Raw genomic sequence first — 20,257 nt, 5'->3', positions numbered from 1 at the left:
GGACGGCCGCCGCGCGCCCGGCGCCTCGCCGTCCCGCGGCCGGGGCGGCGGCCCGAGCGGCAGCGGCACCCCGGACGGGTCCGGCAGCTCCGCGCCCGGCGCGGGCAGGAGCCGTACGCCCGGCGACAGGAACGAGCCCGCGGACTCCCCGTCCGCGTCGCCGCGCCCCGGCAAGGGCAAGGGCGACAAGGACGACAACGGCCGCGGCGACGCCGCGAAGCCCGGCGGCGCCTGGGCCGTCCGCATGTGCCGCGACTACCTGGACGCCCAGAAGAACCGCGGCAACGCCGTCGACGAGGACGACGTCCGCACGCTGGAGCGCGCCGCCGGCATCGGCAGCGCCGTCGACCTGCGCGCCTTCTGCGAGCGCCTGGTCAAGGCGGACGACGCGGCCCGCTCCGGCACGGTCACCGGATCCGGCGGGCTCACCGGCGGACGGACCGGTTCCGGCAAGGGCGGCGACGGCAGCGACGACGGCGGGAACGGCGGTCCGAACGGAGTATTCCGCCTTGTGCCGCCCGTCCGGAGCAGTACGGGTTTCGGCGCTCAGGCCCCGGGTGTGACGTTTTCCGACCCCGCGGCGCTGTAGGAAGTGAAGCCGACTGGTCATCGGCTGCGCACGAGCCGGAGTTCCCCCCATACCGTCGGCTCCTGCGCATCGGCGCGGGCGGGGCTCTTCCCCCGGCTCTGCCCGCGCCCCCCTTTCTTCTCGCCGCCCCGCCGCTAGAGTCCGGTTGAGGAACGTATGCAAACGTCCGTAGTTGAGGAACGTACGCAAACGTCCGTAAGCGTCCGCAACCGAGGCCGCTCCGCAGCGGAGAGCGGGAGGCGTCGCATCCCATGACCCGGTCGACCGAATCAGGCCTGCCCTTCCAGCCCGTCTACGGCCCCGAGGCCCTCGCCGGCTGGGATCCCGCCGAGCGGCTCGGCGAGCCCGGCGCGTACCCCTACACGCGGGGCGTGTACCCGACGATGTACACGGGCCGGCCCTGGACGATGCGCCAGTACGCGGGCTTCGGCACCGCCGCGGAGTCCAACGCCCGCTACCGGCAGCTCATCGCGCACGGCACCACCGGCCTCTCCGTCGCCTTCGACCTGCCCACGCAGATGGGCCACGACTCCGACGCGGACGTCGCGAGCGGCGAGGTCGGCAAGGTGGGCGTCGCCGTCGACTCCGTCGAGGACATGCGGGTCCTCTTCGGCGGCATCCCGCTCGGCGAGGTCTCCACGTCGATGACCATCAACGCCCCCGCCGCGCTCCTGCTGCTGATGTACCAGCTCGTGGGCGAGGAGCAGGGCGTCCCCGCGGACCGCCTCACCGGCACCGTCCAGAACGACGTCCTCAAGGAGTACATCGCCCGCGGCACGTACATCTTCCCGCCGAAGCCGTCGCTGCGGCTGGTCGCCGACACCTTCGCGTACTGCGGCACCGAGCTCCCCAAGTGGAACATGATCTCGATCTCGGGCTACCACATGGCCGAGGCCGGCGCCTCGCCCGCGCAGGAGATCGCCTTCACCCTGGCCAACGGCATCGAGTACGTCCGCACGGCGGTGGCCGCCGGCATGGACGTCGACGCGTTCGCCCCGCGCCTGTCCTTCTTCTTCGTCTCGCGCACGACGCTGCTGGAGGAGGTCGCCAAGTTCCGGGCGGCCCGGCGGATCTGGGCGCGGGTGATGAAGGAGGAGTTCGGCGCCCGCGACCCCAAGTCGCAGATGCTGCGCTTCCACACCCAGACGGCCGGCGTCCAGCTCACCGCCCAGCAGCCCGAGGTGAACCTCGTGCGCGTCGCCGTCCAGGGCCTCGCGGCCGTCCTCGGCGGCACCCAGTCCCTGCACACCAACTCCTTCGACGAGGCCATCGCCCTGCCGACGGACAAGGCCGCCCGGCTGGCGCTGCGCACGCAGCAGGTCCTCGCGTACGAGACGGACGTGACGGCGACGGTGGACCCCTTCGCCGGCTCGTACGCGGTGGAGTCCCTGACCGACGCGGTCGAGGCGGCCGCGGTGGACCTCATGACCCGCGTGGAGGACCGCGGCGGGGCGGTCGCCGCCATCGAACAGGGCTTCCAGAAGGCCGAGATCGAACGCAACGCGTACCGCATCGCCCAGGAGACCGACAGCGGCGAGCGCGTCGTCGTCGGCGTCAACCGCTTCCGGCTCGACGAGGAGGAGCCGTACGAACCGCTGCGCGTCGACCCCGCCATCGAGGCCCGGCAGCGGGAGCGGCTCGCGCGGCTGAGGTCGGAGCGGGACGGCCGGGCGGTGGAGGCGGCGCTGGCCGCCCTGCGCGGGGCCGCCGCGGGGACGGACAACGTCCTGTACCCGCTGAAGGACGCGCTGCGGGCGCGGGCGACGGTGGGGGAGGTGTGCGACGCGCTGAGGGAGGTGTGGGGGACGCACGTCCCGGCGGACGTCTTCTGACCACTGTCTTCCGTAAGAGACACTGGAGGGTATGTCCGCTCCCCGCCGCGCCTGCCCCGTATGCACTCGCGAGATCGCCGTCGTCGGCGGCCGCTACGCCCGCCACGACCCGCCGGGCCGCCGCCCCGCCTTCTCGTACGAGCTGGTGTCCTGCCCGGGCTCGCGCCGCTCGGCGCCGCTGCTGGCGACGGAACCGCGGCTGTTCGACCCGGAGGAGCCGCCGATGGACGGCCAGCAGCAGCTGTTCTGACTAGTGCTGTTCTGACTAGTGCCCGGCGCGGCAGACCGTGTCCCGGGCCGGCCGCTCGCCGGTGACCAGGAACTCGCTGACGACACGGTCGCTGCACGCGTTGCCGCTGTCGAGCCACACGCCGTGGCCGCCGGCGTCCACGGAGACGAGGCGGGCACGGTCGCCGAGGGCCTCGCGCATCTTCAGAGCTCCGCGGTGGGGCGTGGACGGGTCGCGCAGGTTCTGCACCATGAGGATGTTGGACGGGCCCCGGTCCGTGATGCGGGTGGCCTTCTCCGCGTGCGCGTCCTTCCAGAACGCGCACGGGGTGATGGACGCCGGCATGCCCCCGGTGAGCGGATGGCGTACGCGGTCCACGGCGACGTCACGCCGGTACGCGGCCGGGTCGCGGGGCCAGGCCACGTCGTTGCAGACGATGCCGGCGAACACGGCCGCGTCGCGCTGCGAGAGCGGCTCGGGGAAGGGGTCGGGCGCGGTGACCGGCCCGTCGCCTCCGCTGCGGGCGGCCTGGATCAGCCCGGCGACGGTCGGGTAGCGCTCCTTCCCGTACAGGCTCATCTGCAGCACCTGCCGCAGCACGTTGCCGGTGAAGGCGTGGCCCGTGTCCTTGAACGTACGGGGCTTGCGGTCCAGCTCGGCGGCGAGCGCCAGGAACATCGGCCGGACGTCCTCGGCCCGCTCGGCCAGCCGGTCCTTCCCGCGGGCCGGGTCGGCGGCCCACCGGGCGAAGTCGGGGAAGGCGTCGTCGGCGCCGCCCGACATGTTGTTCAGCCAGCCGTGCGCCACGCGGGCGGGATCGGGGTCCGCACTGCTGTCCAGCACCCAGCGGTCGGTGCGCTCGGGGAACATCTGCGCGTAGACGGCACCGACGTACGTGCCGTACGAGACGCCGACGGCGGACAGCTTCTTCTCGCCGAGGGCCTCGCGGAACCGGTCCGTGTCCCGCGCCTGGTTGCGCGTCGTGAGACTGCGCAGGACGTCCCCGCCGTTACGGGCGCAGGCCTCGGCGACGCGGCGGGAGCGGGCGACACCGTCGGATATGTCGCCGTCGGGGCGCGGCCAGGCCCGGAAGTTGAGCATCTGCCGGTCGTCCTCGTCGATCCCGCAGTCGATGGCGGTACTGCCGCCGACCCCGCGCGGATCGAGACTCACGATGTCATACGCCCCCTTGGTGGCCTTCCGCACCTTCTCCCCGTCACGGGCGAGATCACGCACCCCCGACCCCCCGGGCCCACCGGAAATCAACAGCAACGCACCACGCCGGGCGTGAGGCCGGTCGGACCGGAGCCGGGAGACGGCGATGTCGACGGTGGGGCCGGAGGGCTTGCTGTAGTCGAGGGGAACGGGAAGCGTGGCGCACTCGCTGCCGGGGGCGCTGCCCTCGGCGGTACAGGCGTGCCACTTGAGGGCGGGAGAGCCGGCGGGCGAGGAGGCGGCCTGCGCGGGAACGGCGAGCGCGGTGGCACAGGCGGCGGCGGACAGGGCGACGATCACGGCGGTGCGGGTACGGGATCTCATGGGGACAAGGCTGGCTGACGGTGCGTCGGCTCGCCCATGAGGCCAACTCCCTTCCGAGAGGTGGGGATAGCCATACCCGTAGGGGCTGGATGTCAGGGTGACGTCGGGGCTTCCTGCTTATTTCCAGGGGATGTTGAGCCAGGGGCTGGCAGGGTCAGTGGTGAGGACGCGGTGAGCGTCGACCATTTCCTGGTACCAGCTGCCGAACTCCTCCTCGTCGAAGTGGAGGCACCGCCCAAGGATGAAGCCGGCGGAGAAGTCCTCCCATGAACGGTAGGCGGACTGCGCGGCACGACCGGCACGGATCACCGCCCGCTCGGCCTCCTCCAAGGTACAGAAACGCGCCCCGAGCCCCCAGCGGGCCATGCCGGAAGCCCGCCCGTAGTCCCAGGCCTCCGTCGTACGGATGTAGGCGCCCTCCGGCAGCAGTCCGTCCGCGCGGAAGCGGGCCTCGTAGCGGGCGATGCGCCCAATCATCCGCCGTACGCCCGCGACCTGGGACTCCGCCTCGGCGGCCGAGACGACCCGGCCCCGGGTGACCCCTTCGGGCGTGATCCGAGCCTCCCCGGCCTCCTCGATCCTGCGCCGCAGCACGCGCTCGGCGCTCTCGCGCCAGTGCTCGACGGTGACGGCGCCCGCGAAATCCCGGGCGAGCGCGTGCCGGACGCCCAGGACGAACTGCCATACATCACTGACCATGTCCGCGTTGAGCAGCTGCTCTTGGGCGCGGTACCAGCTCTCGCGGCTGGTGACGTCCCAGAACTTCTCCAGCCGGTACCGCTCGTGGTGATAGCCCGAGCCGTGATAGGCCATGGCGTTCCACAACTCGCCGTTCTTCACGAACAGCAGCGCCGCACAGGCCAGCCCGTGGGCGACCGGCCCGTGCAGAGGACCGCCGACGTGGAGAGCACGCAGTCGGCCGCAGTGCGCGTGCCCGTGCCCGCAGGCACCGAGGGCGCTTCGGGCGCGCTCGTGATGCTGCCGCCAGACGGCCCGGTGAGCGGGCGTCGTCGGCAGGAACGCCTCGCAGGGACTGCCGGGATTGACGGCCAGGAACGGCGGATCAGCGTCCTGCCAGGCGCGGCCGTACCACTCCAAGGAACGCGAGACGAACACCGGGTCGGGGACCGGCACCGGAAGCATCCCCTCGGTGAATACCGCCAGACATTGCGTGTTCGTCTGCGGATTCCAGTACGGGGTGAAGAACACGGAGTCGGGAGCCGAGTCTGCCTGCCGCCGCGAGACGGCGAGGAACAGATCGGTGCCGGCCAGCACATCGAAGAAGGCGGGCCAGTCGCCGCGCATCTTCGCCTCGTACAGCCGGCGCTCGATCTCGCTCGGCGCGGTCCACGGGGGTGCCATGGCCGGTGGCGACACGCTGACGGACCCCTCCCCGGTGCTCACCATGTCCATGGTCGAAAACTTTATCGACTGTGGAGTGCGGGGCTGAGGGGCACCATGCCCGTGGGCGCTGCGTCGCGTGATGCACCATGCGTAGCCGGTCGCCGGGGTGACCGTGGTCGCGGCGTCGCCGAGGACGCGGTCAGTCTTCCGCCCGGGATGCCGCCTTCCAGACGAGGCGCGCAAGGAAGAGGTCGCGAGTCTTCCTTCCGGCTTTCGCGAGTGAGTAGAAGTCCCGCACCGCGATGTCCAGCCGGTACGGACCGCCGAGCGCGCGGCCGGGGATGCCGGGATCTGCGCCTTCCGGCGGGAGTGCGAAGACGAAGCACATCCAGCAGGCCTCCGGGGAGGACTCGGGGTGGTACGGAACCACGATGAACCCGGGCGCGCACGACTCGTCATCGCCGGGCCCCTTCCTGCTGAACCCCTTCCGGCGCGCTGCTTCCGTCAGCTCCCGCATCCGGGCTGCCGATGCGTACCTCGCATCGGCGGGAACGGGAAAGCCGAGGGGAGATTCGGTGACGCGGGAGAACCTTCTGTAGAAATGGGAGCTCTTCATGGGGGAATCGAACCCGGCGGTCCTTTCGGCTATTCGAATCCTCGACGGGTCACCCGGTCCGCGGAGATGCCTGACTCGGCGAGGAACTCTTCGAGGGTGCCCGGGAGTCCGTTCTTGCCGATGGCCGTCAGAATGTATCCGGGGTTCGGTGCGTTCTCGACTTCGCGTACCAAGGCGGCCAAGGTCCCGCTGGGGAGCGTGAACGCGAAGGTGAACCATGGCCCGAGGTCATCCATGGAGACATCGTGGGCGCCCCAGTGGGATTCGAGATAATCTGTCGTGACGTCGAGCTCGGCAATGTAATTCTGGGGCTTGCCGTGGAAATCGGTGACGCGGATTCGCTCCATTGTTACCTTACTTCCGTGGTGAAGGCGGGGATCGCGCCGAAACCTTCCCCGTTGCTGACGGCATCCTGAGCTCTTCATGCGCCTTTCATCCCTCGGGTCGTCTCGGGAGGGGGTGCGTGTGAGATTGTGGGCCCGCTTGTATGCCGCGCAACCCTGACCGGCCGGTGGATTTCCGCGCCGAAGGGGGAAGCCGCCCCGCGAACCCGCACCCCGCCACGCGGGCGTCACCCGAAGGCGCCCGCCTTGAGCGTGCGTATCAGCGCGGCGAATGACTCCGACGAGGCTGTTATTGATCTACTGGGGTCGTCACTCTCACGGACTGCCACCGCACCGTGCACCTCAGCCACTTCGACACAGTCGTTACCGGGGCCGTTGCCGGAGAAGGAAGACTTTTGCCACGTTACTTGGCTCATCGCTGACCCCTCAGAGCTCGCGCGCGACGCGACGAATGAGATCTCGCGTCTCCTCGGGCCCCAGGGCCGAGCGCTCGACCGTTCTCCAGCGATCCCGGTAGTGGGCAAGCTGCTCCTCGGCGTCCAGGAAGACGCTGCCGTGCACGTGGTCGATCTGTACGGTGTCCAGCTGCGGAACGGGGCCCGTTGCGTACAGCATCGAGTAGCCCATTCCCGCGAAGCCCTCGGCGGAAAACGGAATGACGCGGATGGTCACGCCCGGTCGCTCGGACTGCTCCAAGAGGGCATCGAGCTGCTCCCGGGCGACGTCCCGGCCACCGACCAGCACGCGCAGTGCCGCCTCGTGAACTATCGCCGAGTACGGCGCAGGAGCATCGCGTTCCAGGATCACACGACGGCGTCGGCGGAATTCCACCTCGGCGTCGAGCTCGGTCAGCATGGCGTCAGGGCTCAAGTAGCTGAACAGAGCGCGCGTGTAGGCGCTGGTCTGCAGCAGCCCGGGAATGTGCACGGTTTGCAACCCCTGCACACCCTTCGCGTACCACTCCAGCGCGGCAAGGTCCAAGGCCGCAGGCGCCACTGAATCCCGGAACTCTTCCCACCACTCCGGGCCCCGGCGCCCCGTCATGGCGGCCAGTGCATCCACGTACGCGACGTCGGCACACCCGTATTGCGCGGCCAGGGCGCGTAGGCGCTCTCTGCCGACGCCGAGGCGAGCCGTCTCCATGTGGCTCATCTGCATGGGGCTCACCCCCCCAGCAGGCGCGCCGCCTCACCGGCCTTCATACCTGCCCGTTCGCGCATCCTGCGCAGCTCTGTGCCCAGCCGGACCTGCCGGGCGGTCGGGTTGTTCCTGGGCGGCATGCGCCAACTCTCCCTGCTTTGAGGCGTCAACGGTCGTCACGATGCCACGGCACACCCCTACGGGCGAACTCCTCCGAACCTGTTGCAGGGGTGCTACTTAGCACCCTACGTTGAGTGTCGCGCAGCTCACACCGTGAGCTCACCGCCACCCGGAAGCGCACCGCCCCGCCCTGCCCCCACGCAGGCGCGGGCCCCGGCAATGACACCGGGCAGGCGATCACTTCACCCCACCCCGCCGGAGGCGACATGCTCCTGCCTGCCCCGAAGCCCGCTCCCGCCGCTCCTGAGATCGAGCCGTTCGAATACCGGCTGCGCGTGCCGAACGATGCCCGCGCGATCCCCCTCGCGCGCAGCACCGTCCGGGCCGCGCTCACAGCCCACAAGCTCGGCGAACTCGCCGCGCGGGCAGAACTGTTGGCAAGTGAGCTGCTCACGAACGCGATCGTGCACACCGTCGACGAAGCGGAACTCCGTATCTCCTGGTCCCAGTGGGACGTGCTCACGCTGACGGCGTGGGACACCGAGGATCTGCCACCGACACCGCGGTCGAACCCCCACCCCTACGACGTCGACGGCCGCGGTCTGGCCCTCGTCCGTTCGCTCGCCGACAGGTGGGGGGTCTATTCCTCACCCCACGGCTTCACCTGCGGGGCGTCCAAGGCTGTCTGGTGTTCGATCACCCGCAGCCACGTCACCGACGGGCCCGGGCCGGCGCTCGAACCACCGCTCCGCCGCCTCCAGTTGCGCGGCGAGTGAGACGAGCCGCGGTTCGCTGTGAGCCGGGCCGAGGAGTTGGGCGCCCAGCGGCAGGCCGGCGGCCGTGAAGCCGGCCGGGACGCTCATGCCGGGCCAGCCGAGGACGTTCCAGGGCCAGGAGTACGGGCAGGCTGAGATCATCGCCGCGTCCGTACGGCTGCTGGACAGGCCGGTCAGGTCCCCGATGCGCAGCGGCGGGACCGCGGTGGTCGGGGTCAGGACCACGTCGAAGCGGTCGAAGATCTCTCCCACGCGCCGCCGCAGCGGCTCCTCCGCCGCCCTCGCCACGCGCAGGATGCCGCCGCCCAGCAGCAGCCCGCCGCGGGCGTTGACCTTCGTGCGGGCGTCCAGCAGGGCGGGGTCGGGGACGCGCCCGGCCCATTCCCGTACACCGGACATCGAGCGCGGCACGAAGGTGAGCCCGATCAGCCCGTAGCGCGGCTCTTCCTCGACCACTTCGTGGCCGAGGGCGGCGAGCCGTTCCGCGATGCGGAGGGTCGCGGAACGGGCCTCGGGGTCGAGCCGCTGGCGGGCGGCGGCGAAGGCGGGACGCAGGGAGAGCGCGATCCGCAGCCGGCCGGGGTCGCGGTCGGTGGCGCTGAGGACGTCGACGGGGCGCGGCCGGTGGAGGTCCCCGGCGTGGCTGCCGCTCGCCGCGTGGAGCAGGAGCGCGGCGTCGGCGACCGTACGGGCCAGGGGGCCGTGGCAGGTGATGCCGCGGAAGGACTCCGGCTCGGGCCAGGTGGAGATGCGTCCGCGCTGCGGTTTGATGCCGACCAGGTGTGTCCAGGCGGCGGGGATCCGGAGCGAGCCGGCGCCGTCCGAGCCGAGGGCGGCCGGGACGAGGCCCGCGGCGACGGCTGCCGCGGCGCCGCCCGAGGAGCCGCCGGGTGTGTGCTCCGTGCTCCAGGGGTTGCGGGTCGCGCCGAACGCCGGGCCTTCCGTGACGGGCCATTGCCCGAGCTCGGGCGTGTTCGTCTTACCGACGATGACCGCGCCCGCGGCGCGGAGCCGCCGTACGGCCTCGCTGTCGGCGGATTTCGGCGGGAATTCGCCTGCACAGCCGAAGGCGGTGGGCTCCCCGGCGACGTCGACGTCGTCCTTCACGGCGATGGGGACGCCCAGCAGCGGGGCTCGTTCGCCGTCCGACAGTCGCCGGTCCGCCGCGTCCGCTTCGACGAGTGCGGCCCCGGCCCGTACGCGGCGGAAAGCGTTGAGCAGGGGCTGTGTCTCCGCGATGCGGGCGAGCGCGCGCTCGACGAGCTCGCGCGAGGAGACGTCGCCCGCGGCCAGTGCCTGTGCCTGGGCGACCAGCCCACTGTCCGTCAGGTCCGTCAGGTCCGTTAAGCCCGTGGTGTCTGCCCTGTCTGGCGCCTCTGGCGTCTCTGGCGTGTCTGCCATCCGGTCCCTCCCCCGTGGTTCGAAGCTCTTCGCTCCGAATACCGTGAGTGCACCTCTGGCCTCATTTTGTACCCTTCCTCTGGCTTGGGGAGGCGAGAGTGACGTCATCGTCGGCGTTGACGGACGAAATCCGCGCACTGTACGCGGAGGAGGGGCGGCCGGCCGCGCTGGTCGGCTGGTTCCGGCGCACGGCGGTGCTGGTGCCGTCGGACAGTCAGGACGGTTTGTGGTCCGCCGAGTACGGCGGGATCCGGTGGATTCACGCCTTCACGGACGAGGCGGCGCTCGGCCGGTTCGCGCTCGCCCAGGGCGCGGACGGGACGACGGACGGGACGACCGACTGGACGTACCGCACCGTGCTGGGCGCACGGCTCCTGGACGTGGTCGTGCCGGCGGTCGGCGTACCGGCGGGCGTCGCGCTCGATGTCGGCGGGCCGCAGCCCGTGCTGTTCCCGCCGGTGGCCGGGATCGTGCCGGACGCGTACGCCGTGGACGCGGACGTCGACGCGGACACGGACGCGGACACGGATGCGGACACGGAGAGTGCGGTGTGAACGACCCGAACCTCGCCGCGGACTCCGCCGCGCTCGCCAACATCGCCAAGGGCATCAACGAGGCCATAGGCGAGCTGAAGTCCCTCGGCACGCCCGGTGAGGCGGCCGTGGGCCGCGGCTTCGACGAACTGGCCCTCAGCGGAGTGGAACTGGGGCACGAGGGGCTGGCGGCCGCCTTCAAGACCTTCTGCAACCGGTGGGACTGGGGGGTGCGCGCCCTGGTCCACGACGGCAGCCAGTTCGCCGAGCGGGTCGGCCTCGCCGCGGGCTACTACCACGAGCAGGACGTGTACATCCGGGACTCGTTCAAGGTGGGCGTGAACGCCGCGATGGGCAACCCGCACCTCATGGAGGAGGACGTCGAGAAGAGGTCTATGAGCGAGATCCTCGCCGACAACCCCGTCAACGACCTCCGCAACCCGGACTACAGCGCCGAATCCTTCCGCAAGGCCGGCGAGAACAGCCGCCAGGTCTGGGCGAACACCCTCCGCGACGCCTCCACCGGCGCGGGCAACGGCTTCGGCAAGGGCCCGCTCGGCCGTCAGGGCACGGACGCGGCGAACAAGCTCGCCGACGAGCTGGACGGCGGCCGGCACCCGCAGTCCGGCGAGCCCGAGGTGGGCGGCTGATGGGCATCTGGGACCCGCTCGACGCCGTCGGCGAACTCGCCGAAAAGGGCATGCACAAGGTCGAGAAGAAGGCCGGCGAAGCCGTCGAGTGGGGCGCGGGCAAGGCCGCCAAGGTCCTCGACAAGGTCGGCGCGCACGACGAGGCGCTCGCCGTCCGGTACCTGGGCGACCGCGCGGCTTCGGAACTCGGCGCCGAGGTCAAGGAACAGCAGCTCGGGCAGACCGAGAACCCGCTCGGCCTCATCCACGGCGAGCCGGGGAACATCGAAGCCGCCGCCAAGCACCTCCACGCCTTCCAGAAGGCCTTCGACACGGCTCGTTCCGGGCTTCAGCGCGTCCATTCCGGGGAGTGGAAGGGCGAGGGCGCGAAGGGCTTCGACACCCACTTCGCGCCGGAGCCGAAGAAGTGGGCGCAGGCAGCCGACGCCTGCGAGGACGCCGCGAACGCGCTCGCCTCGTACGCGCACACCGTCCGCTGGGCGCAGAAGCAGGCGATGGAGGCGATCCGCCTCTACAAGCAGGGCAAGAAGGCGACGGAGACGGCCACGAAGGCCTACAACGACAAGGTCGACGCGTACAACGCGAAGCTGAAGGAGGGCAAGGACCCGGGCGAGCGGCCGGGAGACTTCCACGACCCCGGCGCCTCCGACATCAAGGAGGCTCACCGCGTCCTGGACGAGGCGCGCAAGCAGCGCGACACGGCGGCGGGCGAGGCCAAGGCGAAGATCGACAAGGCGGTCGGGGCGGCCCCGCGGGAGCCGGCCTTCCACACCCGCATGAAGGGCGACGCCGAGGACTTCGCGCAGGGCGCGCAGGTCGAGCTGCTCCACTTCGGCGGCGGTGTCTTCCGGGCCGGTACGGACCTGGTGAAGTTCGGCCGCAGCATGAACCCGCTGGACCCGTACAACGTCACCCACCCCGCGGAGTACCTCAACGGCGTCAGCAACACGGCTGCTGGTCTCGTCTCCCTCGCGTCCCACCCGGAGCGCATTCCGGGCGCCCTGCTCGGCCCCGGCTGGGGATCGGACCCGTCCGAGGCCGGGGGACGCCTCCTCGGCAACTTCCTCCTCTCCCTGCCCAGTGGCGGGGTCGCGGGGGCGGGCACCCGCTTCGGGGCGGGGGCGGCGCGGGAAGGGGCGGAGATCGGGGCGCGGGCGGGGGCTCGGGCCGGGGCGCGAGCGGGTGAGGAGGGGGCGGAGAGCGCGGCGCGTCGGGCGGCGCGGGAGAGCCGGCAGGAGCCGAATGGCGACCCGCAGAACGTGGAGACCGGCAAGACCGACCCGGTGGACATCGCGACGGGCCGCATGTTCCTCCCCCAGACGGACGTCACGCTCCCCGGCGCGCTCCCTGTCGTCTTCTCCCGGCACGTGAAGTCCGGCTACGTCTCCGGCCGGTGGTTCGGCCCGTCGTGGGCGAGCACCATGGACCAGCGCCTGGAGATCGACGACGAGGGCGTGATCTTCGTCGACGAGCACGGGCGGCTGCTGGAGTACCCGCATCCGGTGGCCGGTGTGCCGACGCTGCCGGCGAGGGGCCCGCGGTGGTCGCTGGCGATCGAGCAGGACGGCACGTACAGCGTGACCGACCCGGAACGCGGCCACACCAGGCACTTCTCCCCCTTCGGCTCCGAAGGGAAGAGCGGGCGTGCCCTCCTGCACCAGCTGACCGACCGCAACGGCCACTGGATCACGTACGAGTACGACGCCGGCGGCACGCCCACCGCGCTCGCCCACTCCGGCGGCTACCGCATCCGCATCACCACGGACGCGGAGGCGGGCCGCATCACCGCCCTGCACCTGGCGGATGACACGCAGCTGATCCGCTACGGCTACGACGAGGCGGGGAGCCTCACGGAGGTCGTCAACTCCTCGGGGCAGCCGCTGCGTTTCGGCTACGACGAGCGCGGCCGGATGGCGTCGTGGACCGACCGGAACGGTACGCACTACACGTACGCGTACGACGATCAGGACCGCTGCGTCTTCGAGTCGGGGACAGAGGGGCACATGCGGTGCACCCTCGCGTACGGAGCCCCTGACCCGGACAGCGGTCTGCGCGTCACCAAGGTGACCGACGCGCTCGGCCACACGACTGCCTACACGATCAACCGGCGTTCGCAGATCATTGCCGTCACCGACCCCTCGGGCGCCACGACGCAGTCCACCTGGGATCGCCACAACCGTCTCCTTTCGCGCACGGATCCCCTGGGCCACAGGACGGAGTTCCGCTACGACGAGGAGGGTCGCCTGGCCGAGGTGTTCCGTCCGGACGGGAAGCGGATCGCGGCCACGTACGACGCCCTCGGCCTGCCCGGGACGACGACCGGCGCGGACGGAACGGTGTGGCGCCACGCTTACGACGATGCCGGCAACCGCACATCGACGACCGACCCTTCGGGCGCGGAGACGCGCTACGCGTACGACGCCTTCGGCAACCTCGCGTCCGTGACGGACCCCCTCGGCAACACCACCCGCATCACCTGCAACAGGGCGGGCCTGCCCGTCGAGATCACCGACCCGCTGGGCGCCGTCACCAGCTACCGCCGGGACTCCTTCGGCCGCGTGACGACCGTCATCGACCCGCTCGGCTCCACGACCCGCCTGACGTGGACGGTGGAAGGGCGGCTCGCCCGCCGCATCGCCGCCGACGGGGCCGAGGAGCGCTGGACGTACGACGGCGAGGGCAACTGCACGACGCACACGGACGCCCTCGGCGGCGTCACGCGCTACGAGTACGGGCCCTTCGACGTCCTGACGGCGCGGACCGGCCCTGACGGCGTGCGCCACGAGTTCACGCACGACACCCTCCTCCAGCTCACCCGTGTCACCAACCCGCAGGGCCTGACCTGGGACTACGTCTACGACCCGGCCGGGCGTCCGGCCGCCGAGACCGACTTCGACGGCCGGACGCTGACGTACACGCATGACGCGGCGGGGCGGCTCGTATCCCGTACGAACGGGCTGGGCGAAACGATCACGTACGAGCACGACGTGCTGGGGCGTGTCGTACGGAAGGACGCGGCAGGCGCGGAGACGACGTACGTGCATGACGCGGCGGGCCGTCTGACGGAGGCGTGCGGCCCCGACGCCACGGTGGTCTACAGCCGGGACCGGCTCGGCCGCGTCAAGTCCGAGACGACGAACGGCCGGACGCTCACCTACGCGTACGACGCGCTCGGGCGGCGCACGCGCCGGGTGACGCCGGGCGGGGCGGTGAGCACGTGGACGTACGACGCGGCGGGGCGGCGAGCCTCCCTGACCGCCTCGGGGCAGGTCTTCGGCCTCGAACACGACGCGACGGGCCGGGAGGTGGCGCGCCGCTTCGGGCAGGGCCTGACCTTGTCGTCGGCGTGGGACGCGGTCGGCCGCCTGGTCTCCCAGGGCCTGGAGGGCGCCGGGGAGGAGCTCCTCCAGCACCGCGCCTACACCTACCGCCGCGACGGCCACCTCACCGGCATCACGGACGTGATGAACGGCTCCCGCACCTTCGAGCTGGACGCGGCGGGCCGCGTCACGACGGTCAGCGCGGCGAACTGGCAGGAACGGTACGCCTACGACGAGGCCGGCAACCAGACGGAGGCGGAGTGGCCGGCGAGACACCCGGGCGCGGAGGCGCAGGGCGCGCGCACGTACACGGGCACGCGCATCACGCGCGCGGGCGGAATCCGCTACGTGCACGACGCGCAGGGCCGGGTGGTGGTCCGCCAGAAGACGCGCCTGTCTCGTAAACCCGACACATGGCGCTACGAATGGGACGCGGAGGACCGCCTCAGGTCGGTGGTGACTCCGGACGGCACGCGCTGGCGCTACGCGTACGACCCACTGGGCCGCCGAATATCCAAGGAACGCCTGTCGGCGACGGGCGAGGTGGCGGAACGCGTGGACTTCACGTGGGACGGCGCGAAACTTGCTGAACAAACCAGCACGGCAGTGGGGTTGCCCAACCCCATCACCTTGACCTGGGACTACCAGGGCCTCCACCCGATATCCCAGACGGAACGCATCTCGGCGGCGGACGCGCCCCAACACGAGGTGGACCGCCGGTTCTTCGCGATCGTGACGGACCTGGTCGGCACGCCGACGGAACTGATCGACGAGACGGGCCGCACGGCGTGGCGCACCCGCTCCACCCTGTGGGGCACGACGGCATGGTCACGCGACAGCACGACGTACACCCCCCTCCGCTTCCCGGGCCAGTACTTCGACCCGGAAACCGGCCTCCACTACAACTACCACCGCCACTACGACCCGGAATCGGCCCGTTATGCCTCTCCGGATCCCCTGGGCCTGGCCCCGGCTCCCAATCCTGCGGCTTACGTCCACAATCCCCACACGTGGACGGACCCGCTGGGACTTGCGCCGGAGTATGAGCATGGCGACCATCTGTTCCGGGGTACCACTCCGAATTTCGAGGGGAGTCCGGGAACGCAGGAGATGGGTATTACTCCCACGTCATCGGACCCTGGGGTCGCCACAGTGTTCGCGACGCATTCGGAAGAGTTTGGTGAAAGTGTCGTCCTGGGTATCCCTAGGAGTTCCCTTGAGGGAATTCCCACCCACAGGGGCTATATCCCCGCGGAAGCGGAGGTCGCTGTCGAGCTTCCCGCGACGGAGCTCGCTCGGCGGGCCGGCTTCGCCATACCTGCTGCCAAGGCTCGTGAGATCCTCAGTGCCATGGGGGTCGACGTACCCAGGAGAATCAGAATAGGCGACTTGAGTCAACTTCTGCGAGACATACCAAAGCTGTCTCCTGATCAAATTGACCGGTTCATATTGGAGGCCTACCGTCATGGGTGAAGGTGTCGGCGAAGTTCGGCTGCAAATCCTGGAGATCGTTGCCGTGAATGCGGAAGGGGTGGTCTGTGTTGTCCGCTGTCTTTCCGGGACGGCGCATCCGGGTATGGTCTTCTCGATGTCTGGTGGCGCCGAAGCGGGGGCGCGATCAGCTTTGAATCTGGAATGGATCGAGCGGTATGATTTCCGTACCGATATCCTTGATGCGCCGCACGTGGCGAAGGTTAATTTGTGTGGGCCAATGGCATCTCAGTTGCGCCTTGACGCGACAGTCTCATCTGTCGCGAGGCAAGGCTGATGACCGGTGAGGCGTTCGCGCGCTGCGTGGATCAGGGGCCGGCCTCTACCGCCCCGCCCCCCGCGTCATCAGGAGCAGCGCTCCGATGGCCACGATGGGGACGATCATGATGAGGGCGAGGCCCACCGGGTTGCGGTGGTTGTAGACCCAGCGGGTGCCGTAGCGCTGGCGGATGAAGACGGGCTGGTCTTCGCCTTCGTGGTCGCGATCCCGGGCGTGGTCGTTCTCGTGGCGCATGGGATCAGGCTACGGACGGTCGTTCGAGATGGCGATCATTTTGTCGCACCTCTGTGGTTTTGTGGCGCGCCCGCGACACTCCCGTCACGGCCCCGCCATGGGCCCGTTACGGCGCGAGGATGTCCAGTTCAGCCATCGCGCCCGCGGTGATCTCGCGGGTCAGGGCCTCGGCGCGGGCGGCGTCGCGTGCGCGTACGGCTTCGGCGACGCGGACGTGGAGGGTGACGGCGGCGGGGTCCGGGTCGGTGAACATGATCTGGTGTTCGGTGCGGCCGGTGAGGACCTCGGCGACGACGTCGCCCAGGCGGGCGAACATCTCGTTGCCGGAGGCGCGCAGGATCACCCGGTGGAAGGCCACGTCGTGGACCAGATAGGCGCCGAGCTGCTGGCCGCGTGAGGTGGCGACCATGCCGAGGGCGTGCCGGGTGAGCTCCTCGCACTGTTCGGGCGTGGCGAGGCGGGCGGCGAGCCCGGCGGCCACCGGTTCGACGGCCGAGCGGAGCACGGTGAGCGAGCGCAGCTGGCGTGGGCGGTCGGCGCCGGCGAGGCGCCAGCGGATGACCTGGGGGTCGTAGACGTTCCACTCCTCGGTGGGGCGGACCGTGACGCCGACGCGGCGCCGGGAGGTGACCAGGTGCATGGATTCCAGGACGCGTATCGCCTCCCGGATGACCGTGCGGGAGACGTCGAAGCGCTGTTCGAGCTCGTCCGTGCGCAGGACGCTGCCCGGCGGGTACGTGCCCGAGGTGATCGCGGGCCCGAGGGACTCCAGCACGCGCGCGTGCAGCCCCTGCCCCTGGTTTTCCATGGGGCAAGCCTACGATCCCCGCCCGCGGCAAATTAAGTATGACGTTTGAGTCACAGGGGCTTGAATATGTCGTACGTAATGCGTTTCAGTGTGGCCACACCCCCGTCAATGAAGACAGTGAGGCCCCGATGAGCAGCCGTCCGGCACATCCCCGCGTCGTCGTCGTGATGGGCGTCGCCGGCACGGGCAAGACCACCGTCGGACCGCTCGTCGCCGAGGCCCTCGGAGTCCCCTACGCCGAGGGCGACGACTTCCACCCGGCCGCCAACATCGCCAAGATGTCCGCCGGGACCCCGCTCGACGATGCCGACCGGGCCCCCTGGCTCGACGCCATCGGCGCGTGGGCCGCGGGCCGTGCGGGCCGTGGCGGGGTCGTCAGCTGTTCCGCGCTCAAGCGGGCCTACCGGGACCGGCTGCGCGCCGCCGCGCCCGGGCTCGTCTTCCTCCACCTCACCGGCGACCACGACCTGATCGCCGGGCGCATGGCGGCCCGCAAGGGCCATTTCATGACCACCAGGCTGCTGGATTCCCAGTTCGCGACCCTCGAACCCCTGGGCGCGGACGAGGCGGGCGTCGACGTCGACGTCACGCCCGGGCCGGAGGTCATCGCCGAGCGGGCCGCCCGGGCCCTGAGGCAGCTCTAGCCCCTTCCCTCCCTCCACCTCCTCCACCAAGGAAGCCCCGTGAGCACTCTCAGCGTCGAGATGCTGGCCGCGGCCCCCGCCGGACCGATCACCTCGGCGGGTCACGCACAGCTGGGGATCGCCGTCCTCGTCGGCATCGCCGTCATCGTCCTCCTCATCACCCGCCTCAAGCTGCACGCCTTCCTCTCCCTGACCATCGGCTCGCTGGTGCTCGGGGCCGCGGCGGGCGCGCCGATGGACAAGGCCATCGCGAGCTTCACCGCAGGGCTCGGGTCGACGGTCTCGGGCGTCGGCGTCCTCATCGCGCTCGGCGCGATCCTGGGCAAGCTCCTCGCCGACTCCGGCGGCGCCGACCAGATCGTCGACACGATCCTCGCGAAGGCCGGGCCGCGCTCGATGCCGTGGGCGATGGTGCTGATCGCGGGCGTCATCGGCCTGCCGCTGTTCTTCGAGGTCGGCATCGTGCTGCTGATCCCGGTGGTGCTGCTCGTGGCCAAGCGGGGCAACCACTCCCTGATGCGGATCGGCATCCCCGCGCTCGCCGGGCTGTCCGTCATGCACGGCCTCGTGCCCCCGCACCCCGGCCCGCTGGCCGCCATCGACGCCATCGGCGCCAACCTCGGTGTGACCCTCGCCCTCGGCGTGCTGATCGCCGTGCCGACCGCCGTGGTCGCCGGGCCGCTGTTCTCGCGGGTGGCCGCCCGCTGGGTGGACATCGCCCCGCCCGAGAAGCTGATACCCCAGCGGCCCTCGGCCGAGCTGGAGCGCCGCCCGGGCTTCGGCGTCACCGTCGCCACGGTCATGCTGCCGGTCGTCCTGATGCTGGCCAAGGCGCTCGTCGACATCGTCGTGGATGACCCCAAGAACCACGTCCAGCGCGTCACCGACGTCATCGGCTCCCCGCTGATCGCTCTCCTCGCCGCCGTCCTCGTCGGACTGTTCACGCTGGGCCGGGCCGCCGGCTTCGGCCGCGACCGGCTCGCCGGGACCGTCGAGAAGTCCCTCGCCCCCATCGCCGGCATCCTGCTGATCGTCGGCGCGGGCGGCGGCTTCAAGCAGACGCTGATCGACGTGGGCGTCGGCCGGATGATCCTCGACTTCTCCAAGGACTGGTCCGTCTCGGCCCTGCTGCTGGCCTGGCTGATCGCCGTCGGCATCCGGCTCGCCACGGGCTCGGCGACGGTCGCCACCATCTCCGCCGCCGGACTCGTCGCCCCGCTCGCCGAGGGCATGAGCACGACCCACACCGCGCTGCTCGTCCTCGCCGTCGGCGCCGGCTCGCTGTTCTTCAGCCACGTCAACGACGCCGGCTTCTGGATGGTGAAGGAATACTTCGGCATGGACGTCGGCCAGACGATCAAGACCTGGTCGCTGATGGAGACCGTGATCTCCGTCGTCTCTCTTGTTCTGGTCCTGCTGCTGTCACTGGTTCTCTGACCTGACGTCACCCCTGACGCCAGCAGTTCTCCGGACCGCGCCGACGGCCGGCGGCCACCGATCTCCGAGCCGTCGGCCGTCGGCGCGCCGGCGCGTCGGTTCGCCGAGCCGCCCGGTCCGCCGACTGTCGGCCGCCCCCCGCTCCTCCGTACGCCCCCTCCGTTGCTCCTCTCGGCCCTGGCCGCCCTGCGTTGCTCACGCCTTAATGGGCATATCGGACCTTAGGGTTCGCCTATGCGTATTGGAAGACCTGTCGCCCCCGCAGCGCTGCTGCTCGGCGCCGCCCTGCTGGCCGCCGGCTGCGCGGGCACGCCCGCCCCGAAACACGCGGACGCGAAGAGCACCCCGAACGGCGGAGCCACCGCCACCGCGGCCCCCGATGCGGCGGCGGGCCCGCTCACCCCCTCCGACCTGCAGGGACGCTGGTGGACCTGGGCGTCCTCCAGCCCCAGCGGCTCCAACCCCGTCGAGGACCGGGACGGCAGCATGTGCGCCCAGGGCCAGAAGGACGGCGGCGTCTGGTTCCTGGCCGGGACCTTCGGGGAGCGCGCCAAGCGCACCTGCGCCGTCCCCGCGAACCGGCGCCTCGCCTTCCCGCTCGTGAACCTGATGAGCGACCAGGCCGGCTGCTCCGAGTTCATGGCCCCCGCCAAGGGCACCGCCACCCTCGACGGCAAGCCCCTGCGGACCGAGCGCTACGACGCCACGCCCGTACGGGTCACCGCCGAGGAGGGCAACCCGCTCACCGACGGCGGCGGGACCTTCCGCACCCACGCCTGCGGGCTGTGGGTGCAGACGGAGCCGCTGAAGCCCGGCAACCACACCCTGGAGATCCGCGGCTCCTCCGGCCGCTTCGCCGTCTCCGTCGACTACACCCTCAAGGTCCCGGCGGCCGGGGCGGCGACGAACCATGACGCGGTCTGACGCCGT

At 71.0% G+C, this 20,257-nt stretch carries 18 protein-coding genes and 2 pseudogenes; 11 read left to right on the top strand and 9 right to left on the bottom strand.

Features of this window, described 5'->3' with window-relative positions:
- The 3 genes and pseudogenes from B7P34_RS37560 to B7P34_RS19815 all read left to right on the top strand — a co-directional run.
- Positions 1–589 (top strand): annotated as a pseudogene (locus tag B7P34_RS37560) (hypothetical protein); the annotation flags it as partial.
- A gap of 251 nt (positions 590–840) precedes the next feature.
- Positions 841–2,421 carry an acyl-CoA mutase large subunit family protein gene (locus B7P34_RS19820; RefSeq protein ID WP_106678235.1) on the top strand — a complete coding sequence of 527 codons (1,581 nt, stop codon included), beginning with the start codon at positions 841–843 and terminating at the stop codon, positions 2,419–2,421.
- A 31-nt stretch (positions 2,422–2,452) separates the two neighbouring features.
- Positions 2,453–2,671, top strand: coding sequence for a hypothetical protein (locus tag B7P34_RS19815; protein ID WP_106678233.1), 219 nt, complete (start codon positions 2,453–2,455; stop codon positions 2,669–2,671).
- A gap of 15 nt (positions 2,672–2,686) precedes the next feature.
- On the opposite strand, the gene B7P34_RS19810 is transcribed toward B7P34_RS19815, so the two are convergent.
- The 6 genes from B7P34_RS19810 to B7P34_RS19785 form a co-directional block, all read right to left on the bottom strand.
- Positions 2,687–4,189, bottom strand: a complete 1,503-nt coding sequence (locus B7P34_RS19810) for an alpha/beta hydrolase (protein WP_106678231.1) — start codon at positions 4,187–4,189, stop codon at positions 2,687–2,689.
- Between the two features lie 117 nt (positions 4,190–4,306).
- Positions 4,307–5,602 carry a DUF1266 domain-containing protein gene (locus tag B7P34_RS19805; RefSeq protein WP_189382909.1) on the bottom strand — a complete coding sequence of 432 codons (1,296 nt, stop codon included), beginning with the start codon at positions 5,600–5,602 and terminating at the stop codon, positions 4,307–4,309.
- Between the two features lie 130 nt (positions 5,603–5,732).
- Positions 5,733–6,149 (bottom strand): hypothetical protein, encoded by a 417-nt coding sequence (locus B7P34_RS19800; RefSeq protein ID WP_146166863.1) that lies wholly within the window; start codon positions 6,147–6,149, stop codon positions 5,733–5,735.
- Positions 6,150–6,178: 29 nt separating this feature from the next.
- Complete coding sequence (locus B7P34_RS19795) at positions 6,179–6,496, bottom strand: hypothetical protein (protein WP_106678227.1); 318 nt, start codon at positions 6,494–6,496, stop codon at positions 6,179–6,181.
- Positions 6,497–6,720: 224 nt separating this feature from the next.
- Positions 6,721–6,909, bottom strand: coding sequence for a DUF397 domain-containing protein (locus tag B7P34_RS19790; RefSeq protein ID WP_106678225.1), 189 nt, complete (start codon positions 6,907–6,909; stop codon positions 6,721–6,723).
- A gap of 10 nt (positions 6,910–6,919) precedes the next feature.
- The gene (locus B7P34_RS19785) at positions 6,920–7,651 is read right to left on the bottom strand and encodes a DUF5753 domain-containing protein (protein WP_223268018.1); all 732 of its coding nucleotides are present in this window, start codon (positions 7,649–7,651) and stop codon (positions 6,920–6,922) included.
- A gap of 368 nt (positions 7,652–8,019) precedes the next feature.
- Here B7P34_RS19785 and B7P34_RS38715 point away from each other — a divergent pair.
- A pseudogene (locus B7P34_RS38715) lies at positions 8,020–8,352 on the top strand (ATP-binding protein); the annotation flags it as partial.
- Positions 8,353–8,400: 48 nt separating this feature from the next.
- On the opposite strand, the gene B7P34_RS19775 reads toward B7P34_RS38715, so the two are convergent.
- The gene (locus B7P34_RS19775; RefSeq protein ID WP_106678223.1) at positions 8,401–9,930 is read right to left on the bottom strand and encodes an amidase; all 1,530 of its coding nucleotides are present in this window, start codon (positions 9,928–9,930) and stop codon (positions 8,401–8,403) included.
- 98 nt (positions 9,931–10,028) lie between these two features.
- Between B7P34_RS19775 and B7P34_RS19770 the strand changes: the two genes are divergently transcribed.
- From B7P34_RS19770 to B7P34_RS36790, 4 genes are read left to right on the top strand one after another with little or no spacing between them, the layout of a single operon-like run.
- Positions 10,029–10,484 carry a hypothetical protein gene (locus B7P34_RS19770; RefSeq protein WP_106678221.1) on the top strand — a complete coding sequence of 152 codons (456 nt, stop codon included), beginning with the start codon at positions 10,029–10,031 and terminating at the stop codon, positions 10,482–10,484.
- Positions 10,481–11,113: a hypothetical protein gene (locus B7P34_RS19765; protein WP_189382907.1), complete on the top strand. Its 633-nt coding sequence runs from the start codon at positions 10,481–10,483 to the stop codon at positions 11,111–11,113. The genes B7P34_RS19770 and B7P34_RS19765 overlap by 4 nt, the downstream gene beginning before the upstream one ends.
- A complete protein-coding gene (locus B7P34_RS19760) occupies positions 11,113–15,906 on the top strand; it encodes a putative T7SS-secreted protein (protein WP_106678219.1) in 4,794 nt (1,597 codons plus the stop codon). Before B7P34_RS19765 ends, B7P34_RS19760 begins: the two co-directional genes overlap by 1 nt.
- Positions 15,899–16,201, top strand: a complete 303-nt coding sequence (locus B7P34_RS36790) for a hypothetical protein (protein ID WP_146166862.1) — start codon at positions 15,899–15,901, stop codon at positions 16,199–16,201. The genes B7P34_RS19760 and B7P34_RS36790 overlap by 8 nt, the downstream gene beginning before the upstream one ends.
- A gap of 45 nt (positions 16,202–16,246) precedes the next feature.
- On the opposite strand, the gene B7P34_RS19755 is transcribed toward B7P34_RS36790, so the two are convergent.
- Together B7P34_RS19755 and B7P34_RS19750 are read right to left on the bottom strand one after the other, a co-directional pair.
- Positions 16,247–16,438, bottom strand: a complete 192-nt coding sequence (locus B7P34_RS19755) for a hypothetical protein (RefSeq protein WP_106678217.1) — start codon at positions 16,436–16,438, stop codon at positions 16,247–16,249.
- Positions 16,439–16,544: 106 nt separating this feature from the next.
- On the bottom strand, positions 16,545–17,246 hold the full coding sequence (locus B7P34_RS19750) for a FadR/GntR family transcriptional regulator (protein WP_106678215.1): 702 nt from the start codon (positions 17,244–17,246) through the stop codon (positions 16,545–16,547).
- Between the two features lie 128 nt (positions 17,247–17,374).
- Here B7P34_RS19750 and B7P34_RS19745 point away from each other — a divergent pair, with 128 nt between their 5' ends.
- From B7P34_RS19745 to B7P34_RS37555, 3 genes are all read left to right on the top strand, one after another.
- Complete coding sequence (locus B7P34_RS19745; protein WP_106678213.1) at positions 17,375–17,890, top strand: gluconokinase; 516 nt, start codon at positions 17,375–17,377, stop codon at positions 17,888–17,890.
- 39 nt (positions 17,891–17,929) lie between these two features.
- On the top strand, positions 17,930–19,327 hold the full coding sequence (locus B7P34_RS19740; RefSeq protein ID WP_106678212.1) for a GntP family permease: 1,398 nt from the start codon (positions 17,930–17,932) through the stop codon (positions 19,325–19,327).
- 234 nt (positions 19,328–19,561) lie between these two features.
- Positions 19,562–20,251 carry a signal protein gene (locus B7P34_RS37555; RefSeq protein WP_189382905.1) on the top strand — a complete coding sequence of 230 codons (690 nt, stop codon included), beginning with the start codon at positions 19,562–19,564 and terminating at the stop codon, positions 20,249–20,251.
- The last annotated feature ends 6 nt before the right edge of the window (positions 20,252–20,257 follow it).

The sequence above is a fragment of the Streptosporangium nondiastaticum genome, assembly GCF_003011965.1.
In the GTDB taxonomy this organism is placed as follows: Bacteria; Actinomycetota; Actinomycetes; order Streptomycetales; family Streptomycetaceae; genus Streptomyces; species Streptomyces nondiastaticus.
This window is presented reverse-complemented; position numbering and strand designations above follow the sequence as displayed.

Excerpts from the sequence above, each read along its gene's own strand:
- B7P34_RS19785 (WP_223268018.1), bottom strand. The coding sequence starts at position 7,651 with ATGCAGATGAGCCACATGGAGACGGCTCGCCTCGGCGTCGGCAGAGAG.
- B7P34_RS19815 (WP_106678233.1), top strand. The coding sequence starts at position 2,453 with ATGTCCGCTCCCCGCCGCGCCTGCCCCGTATGCACTCGCGAGATCGCC.
- B7P34_RS19795 (WP_106678227.1), bottom strand. The coding sequence starts at position 6,496 with ATGGAGCGAATCCGCGTCACCGATTTCCACGGCAAGCCCCAGAATTAC.
- B7P34_RS19750 (WP_106678215.1), bottom strand. The coding sequence starts at position 17,246 with ATGGAAAACCAGGGGCAGGGGCTGCACGCGCGCGTGCTGGAGTCCCTC.
- B7P34_RS19790 (WP_106678225.1), bottom strand. The coding sequence starts at position 6,909 with ATGAGCCAAGTAACGTGGCAAAAGTCTTCCTTCTCCGGCAACGGCCCC.
- B7P34_RS36790 (WP_146166862.1), top strand. The coding sequence starts at position 15,899 with ATGGGTGAAGGTGTCGGCGAAGTTCGGCTGCAAATCCTGGAGATCGTT.
- B7P34_RS19775 (WP_106678223.1), bottom strand. The coding sequence starts at position 9,930 with ATGGCAGACACGCCAGAGACGCCAGAGGCGCCAGACAGGGCAGACACC.
- B7P34_RS19800 (WP_146166863.1), bottom strand. The coding sequence starts at position 6,149 with ATGAAGAGCTCCCATTTCTACAGAAGGTTCTCCCGCGTCACCGAATCT.
- B7P34_RS19820 (WP_106678235.1), top strand. The coding sequence starts at position 841 with ATGACCCGGTCGACCGAATCAGGCCTGCCCTTCCAGCCCGTCTACGGC.
- B7P34_RS19745 (WP_106678213.1), top strand. The coding sequence starts at position 17,375 with ATGAGCAGCCGTCCGGCACATCCCCGCGTCGTCGTCGTGATGGGCGTC.
- B7P34_RS37555 (WP_189382905.1), top strand. The coding sequence starts at position 19,562 with ATGCGTATTGGAAGACCTGTCGCCCCCGCAGCGCTGCTGCTCGGCGCC.
- B7P34_RS19810 (WP_106678231.1), bottom strand. The coding sequence starts at position 4,189 with ATGAGATCCCGTACCCGCACCGCCGTGATCGTCGCCCTGTCCGCCGCC.
- B7P34_RS19805 (WP_189382909.1), bottom strand. The coding sequence starts at position 5,602 with ATGGACATGGTGAGCACCGGGGAGGGGTCCGTCAGCGTGTCGCCACCG.
- B7P34_RS19760 (WP_106678219.1), top strand. The coding sequence starts at position 11,113 with ATGGGCATCTGGGACCCGCTCGACGCCGTCGGCGAACTCGCCGAAAAG.
- B7P34_RS19755 (WP_106678217.1), bottom strand. The coding sequence starts at position 16,438 with ATGCGCCACGAGAACGACCACGCCCGGGATCGCGACCACGAAGGCGAA.